Genomic DNA, 5,897 nt, shown 5'->3' with positions numbered 1-5,897 from the left:
GGCCAATGCCATCAAGAAGATTTCGGTGGCACGCGGCTATGACGTGACGCGTTACACCTTGCAGTGCTTTGGTGGCGCAGGTGGGCAGCACGCGTGCTTGGTGGCCGACGCCCTGGGCATGACCCGCGTCTTGGTGCATCCCTTGGCGGGCGTGCTGTCGGCCTATGGCATGGGGCTGGCGGATCAAAACGTGATCCGTGAACAAGCCATTGAACTGCCCTTGGTGCCAGGCAGCATGGCCAGCCTCACACAGACCTTGGCTTCGCTCCAGGCCGCAGCGCAAGCCGAACTGTTGCAGCAGCAAAGCGCCCCAGGTGCGGTGTCGGTGCGACGCAGCGTGCATGTGCGCTACCAAGGCAGTGACTCGGCCTTGCGTGTGCCCATGGGCGAGTTGCCCGACATCGTGGCCGCGTTTGAGGCTGCTTACCGCCAGCGTTTTGCGTTCTTGATGACGGGCAAAGCCTGGGTGGTGGAGGCCGTGTCGGTGGAAGTGCTGCTGGCGGGCGACGCCCCGAGTGAGCAGCGCCATGTGGTGCATCCACCACGCACCGTGCCACGTCGCGACACGGTGCGCATGTACGCCGACGGAGCTTGGCACGACGCCGCGCTGGTGGTGCGCGAAGACATGCGTGCGGGCGATGTGGTGACGGGCCCGGCCATCGTGGCCGAGAAGAACGCCACCACGGTGGTGGAGCCCGGCTGGCAAGCCCGCCTGAGTGCGCTGGACCATCTGATCTTGACCCGACACGTGGCGCGCAGCGTGCGCTACGCCGCAGGCACGCAGGTGGACCCGGTGCTGTTGGAGGTGTTCAACAACCTGTTCATGAACATTGCCGAGCAAATGGGTTTGCAACTGCAAAACACCGCGCACTCGGTGAACATCAAAGAGCGGCTCGATTTTTCGTGCGCCTTGTTCAATGCCCAAGGGCACCTGATTGCCAATGCGCCACACATGCCGGTGCATTTGGGCTCGATGGGGGAGAGCATCCAAACCGTGATCCGTGAGAACGCCGCCACCATGCAGCCGGGTCATGTGTATGTGCTCAACGACCCGTACCACGGCGGTACCCACTTGCCTGACATCACCGTCATCACCCCGGTGTATCTGGACGATGCGGCGCAGCCGAGTTTTTATGTGGGTTCACGGGGGCACCATGCCGACATAGGGGGCACCACGCCGGGCTCCATGCCGCCGTTTTCCACCCGCATTGAAGAAGAGGGCGTACAGATCAACAACGTGTTGTTGGTCGAGCGCGGCGTGCTGCGCGAAGCCGAGATGCTGCGCCTGCTGCAAAGCGGCGACCACCCCAGCCGCAACCCAGCGCAGAACATGGCCGACTTGAAAGCGCAAATTGCCGCCAACGAAAAAGGCGTGCAAGAGCTGCGCAAGATGGTGGCGCAGTTTGGCCTGGACGTGGTGCAAGCCTATATGGGCCATGTGCAAGACAACGCCGAAGAGGCGGTGCGTCGCGTGATCACGCGCTTGAAAGACGGGCAGTTCACGCTGGCGCTGGACAACGGTGCGCAAATTCAGGTGGCCCTGCGCGTCAACGCGGCTGAGCGCACGGCAGAGCTTGACTTCACGGGCACCTCTACCCAGCAGACCAACAACTTCAACGCACCCAAGGCCGTTTGCATGGCCGCCGTGTTGTATGTGTTTCGCAGCTTGGTGGACGACGACATTCCGCTCAATGCCGGGTGTTTGAAGCCTTTGCGGGTGACCATTCCTGCGGGCTCCATGCTCAACCCCAACCCACCGGCTTCGGTGGTAGCGGGCAATGTGGAAACCTCCACCTGCATCACCAATGCCTTGTTCGGTGCGCTGGGGGTGATGGCGGGCAGTCAGCCCACCATGAACAACTTCACCTTTGGCAACGCACAGTACCAGTACTACGAAACCATCTCCGGTGGCAGCGGTGCCGGTGTGGAGACGGACGATGCAGGCCAGGCCACAGGTGGCTTTGACGGCACGAGCGTGGTGCAAACCCACATGACCAACTCGCGTTTGACCGACCCTGAAATTTTGGAGTTCCGTTTCCCGGTGCGCTTGCTCAGCTACGCGATTCGGGCCGGTTCGGGCGGCGCGGGGCGCTGGCGCGGGGGCGATGGTGGGGTGCGGCGCATCGCGTTCTTAGAGCCGATGACGGCGAGCGTGTTGTCAAACGGTCGCATCTACCCTGCGTTTGGTGCCTCAGGTGGACACGCTGGTGCGGTGGGCATCAACCGTGTGGTGCGCGCGGATGGACGCGTCGAGGACTTGGGCCACATTGCCCAAGCCGAGATGGCGGTGGGCGATGTGTTTGAAATTCACACGCCAGGCGGTGGGGGCTACGGGGCTGAGGGGTAAGGCTTCAGGGGTTGACCGTTGACGGTCAGCCCTTGGTCGGAGAACTGCTGGGCTTTGGCCGGGCCAAAGCCTGAGACCCGCTTCATCACATCGCGCCACGATTCAAATGGCCTTTGCTCACGCGCTTGCAACACCTTGGTGCTGAGCGCCGGGCCCATGCCACGCAGGCTGTCGAGTTCGGCGGCGTTGGCCTGGTTGATCTCCAGGGCATGGCTGCTGGCGCATAGCCACATGGCGCACAGGCCTGAGGCGATGCGCCAACGAGACGCCGTGAGGTCATGGAGCAGGGCGCGCTGAGAGTCTGAGCGAGGTGTGAGGTTGTGCACGTGTGACCCTCAGCAATTCCCCTGGCGCATGTCCGTCAGCAATCAAGCTGTTTGGCTCAGCGTGGCCATGTACTGAGTCACGCCGCTTTGCACATCGGCAAACGCATGGTCGCAACCGCTGGCGCGCAAGGCGGTCAAGTCGGCCTGGGTGTAGCACTGGTATTTGCCACGCAGGGCATCGGGGAAGGGCACGTACTCGATCAAGCCGGCTTGGGCTGCGCCAGCCAAGTCAAGCGCGCTGTCGCCCTTGGTCGCGCGCAAGGCGTTGACCACAGACAAAGCCACGTCGTTGAAGGGTTGTGCGCGGCCCGTGCCGAGGTTGAAGATGCCCGATTGGTCGGGGTGGTCGAGGAACCACAGGTTCACGGCCACCACGTCGTCGATGAACACAAAGTCGCGCAGTTGCCCGCCCGCAGCGTAGCCGCCGTACTCACCAAACAATTTCACCCGCCCTTCGGCCTTGAACTGGTTGAATTGGTGAAACGCCACACTGGCCATGCGGCCCTTGTGTTGTTCGCGCGGGCCGTAGACGTTGAAGTAACGAAAGCCCACCACTTGGCGTTTGAACTTCTTGAAGTTGTCCCCGCACTCGCGGCGCATGCGCTGGTCGAACAGCAACTTGGAGTAGCCGTAGACGTTGAGCGGGCGCTCAAATTCGGGTGTTTCGCGGAAGGTGTCGCTGCCGCCGTAGGTGGCGGCGGATGAGGCGTAAATCAGGCGTGTGCCCGCTTGCTGGCAACTGTTGAACAAGCCACAAGACAGGGTGTAGTTGTTGTCCATCATGTACTTGCCGTCGCTCTCCATGGTGTCGCTGCACGCGCCCTCATGGAACACGGCTTCGACCTTGCCAAACGCACCTTGGGCAAACAGTTCGTAGAACACGTCTTTGTCGAGGTAGTCGGCAATTTTCAGGTCCGCCAGGTTGCGGAATTTGTCGCCCTCGGTCAGGTCATCGACCGCGATGATGTGGTCGATCCCACGTGCATTCAAGCCCCGGATGATGTTGCTGCCGATAAAACCTGCGGCGCCAGTGACGACGATTTTCATGAGGCTTCCTTTGCGCGCATCGCGTCAGTGTGTGTGGTCGAAAAATTCACGCGAACAACTCCTCAAAGCTGACCGTGGCGGTGCCAAATTTGCCCACCACAATGCCACCCGCACGATTGGCCAGGGGCATGGCTTGGCGCAAGCTCAGGCCGCTGGCCACCAGGGCAGCGAGCGTGGCAATGACCGTGTCGCCGGCGCCGGTGACGTCAAACACTTCGCGGGCTTGGGCCGACACATGCAGCTCGCCTTGGGTGTCAAACAAGGTCATGCCTTCTTCGCTGCGGGTCAGCAGCAGGGCGTCGAGTTGCAATTGCGCTCGCAGTGCATGGGCTTTGTGGCGCAGCTCTTCTTCGTTGGCCCATTCACCAATGACTTGTTGCAGTTCGGCGCGGTTGGGGGTGATGCAGCTGGCCCCGGCGTAGCGCGAGTAGTCGCTGCCCTTGGGGTCGATCAACACGGTTTTGCCTGCTGCGCGGGCGGCGGCAATCATCTGGCTGACATGGGCCAAACCGCCTTTGCCGTAATCAGAGAACAACACCACGGCGTGGTCTGGCAGCAGGCGGCTAAATTGGGCCGATTGCGAGGCCAGGACCTCGGTCTGCGGGGTGTTTTCAAAGTCAATGCGCAGCAGCTGTTGCTGGCGTCCAATGACACGCAGCTTGACGGTGGTCTTGAGTTGCGCATCGCGCCCCAAATGGGGGGCAATGCCGGTTTGCGCCACCAAGTCTTCCAGCAAGTGGCTGGCTTCATCGTCTCCCACCACCGACAGCAAACTGGCATGCGCGCCCAGGCTGACCACGTTGTAGGCCACGTTGGCGCAGCCGCCCAAGCGGTTTTCTTCTCGGGTCACGCGCACCACAGGCACGGGCGCTTCGGGGCTGATGCGCTCGACAGCGCCATACCAATAGCGGTCCAGCATCACATCGCCCACCACCAGCACCTGGGCTTGGGCGAGTTGTTCACGGCTGACGGTCATAGTTCCTCCACCCGCCTGGCGGGGTAGCTGTCCCAGGCTTGGCAGCCCGGGCATTGCCAAAAATGTTGGCTGGCTTCAAAACCACAGGCGGCGCAGCGGTAGCGTTGCAGCGGTTTGGCCGCACGCTCCAAGGCGCGCTGGACCTGTGGGTGAAATTGGTCGTGCTCGAACTTCTCGTGGGCAATCCATTGGGTGGCGGCTACCAAGGAGGGCTCGCGCTGCAGGTGCTGGGCATAACGCGCATTGGTGTCGGTGTCGCCTTGGGCGCTGCGCAGGCTCACGATGGCGTTGAGCACATCCAGTGAGGCTGCTTGGGTGTAGCTGGCTTCCAGCAGCGTCAACGCGTGGTCGCTGCAACCCAGGGTGAGGGCCAGGGCGGCCAGCTTAGGCGCTAACAAAGGCCAAGCCGAGGGCACGTGTTGGGCCAGTGCGGTCAAGGTGTCAAAGGCGTCTTGCGGGCGTTGGCTGTCGGCCAAGGCCTGGGCCAGCGCCATGCGGGCGCGGGCAGATTGAGGGGCCACGGCGATGGCGCGCTCGAGCAAGGCCAGCACTTCGTCGCCCTGCTGTGCCAGGTCCAGGCTGGCTGCTTGCTCGCACAGGTAGTGGGCCAAGCGTCCTTGGAAGCTGCCTTGTCCGCTGTCGCTGAGTTTTTGAGCGATGACCGAGGCTTTGGCCCAATCGCGTGAGCGTTCGTAAATGCTCAGCAGGGCCAGATGCGCTTGGGGCTCGTGCACCGAACCTTCGAGTTTGTGCAGCGCGTCTTCGGCGCGGTCCAACAAACCTGCTTTGAGGTAGTCGAGGGCGAGTGCGTGCTGGGCCCGGTCGAGGTCTTTTTGACTCAGGTCACCCCGCGACAGCAGGTGTTGGTGCACCCGAACCGCACGTTCGTATTCGCCACGGCGGCGAAACAAATTGCCGAGTGCAAAGTGCAGCTCGGAGGTGTCGGGGTCGTGTTGGACGGCTTCGATGAAGGCATCGATGGCTTGGTCTTGCTGCTCGTTGAGCAAGTGGTTCAGGCCCTTGAAATAGGCCTTGGGGGTTTGTCGGTTTTCCAGCCGCAGTTGCCGCAAGTCCATGCGCGACGCCAGCCAGCCCAAGCCAAATGCCAGGGGCAGGCCAATGAAGATCCAGGAGAAATCAAATTCCATGGGTGGGGTCTAGGGCTGTCTCTTATACACATCTGACGCTGCCGACGATAAGG

The 5,897-nt window shown here is 62.2% G+C and carries 5 protein-coding genes; 1 reads left to right on the top strand and 4 read right to left on the bottom strand.

Annotated elements, in window-relative coordinates:
* The coding region (locus ACKWJN_RS12980) for a hydantoinase B/oxoprolinase family protein (RefSeq protein WP_408597544.1) at positions 1-2,347 on the top strand (2,347 nt) is incomplete at its 5' end.
* On the opposite strand, the gene ACKWJN_RS12975 is transcribed toward ACKWJN_RS12980, so the two are convergent.
* The 4 genes from ACKWJN_RS12975 to lapB are packed head-to-tail and all read right to left on the bottom strand — an operon-like array spanning position 2,329 to position 5,844.
* Positions 2,329-2,673 carry a ComEA family DNA-binding protein gene (locus ACKWJN_RS12975; RefSeq protein WP_408597542.1) on the bottom strand — a complete coding sequence of 115 codons (345 nt, stop codon included), beginning with the start codon at positions 2,671-2,673 and terminating at the stop codon, positions 2,329-2,331. The genes ACKWJN_RS12980 and ACKWJN_RS12975 overlap by 19 nt on opposite strands.
* A gap of 42 nt (positions 2,674-2,715) precedes the next feature.
* Entirely contained in the window at positions 2,716-3,720 is a 1,005-nt protein-coding gene (gene rfaD / locus ACKWJN_RS12970; protein ID WP_408597540.1) for an ADP-glyceromanno-heptose 6-epimerase, read from the bottom strand.
* A 46-nt stretch (positions 3,721-3,766) separates the two neighbouring features.
* On the bottom strand, positions 3,767-4,696 hold the full coding sequence (gene rfaE1, locus ACKWJN_RS12965; protein ID WP_408597539.1) for a D-glycero-beta-D-manno-heptose-7-phosphate kinase: 930 nt from the start codon (positions 4,694-4,696) through the stop codon (positions 3,767-3,769).
* On the bottom strand, positions 4,693-5,844 hold the full coding sequence (gene lapB / locus ACKWJN_RS12960; protein WP_408597537.1) for a lipopolysaccharide assembly protein LapB: 1,152 nt from the start codon (positions 5,842-5,844) through the stop codon (positions 4,693-4,695). Before lapB ends, rfaE1 begins: the two co-directional genes overlap by 4 nt.
* Positions 5,845-5,897 lie beyond the last annotated feature (53 nt).

The organism is Limnohabitans sp., from assembly GCF_046052825.1.
Taxonomy (GTDB): Bacteria; Pseudomonadota; Gammaproteobacteria; order Burkholderiales; family Burkholderiaceae_C; genus Limnohabitans.
This window is presented reverse-complemented; position numbering and strand designations above follow the sequence as displayed.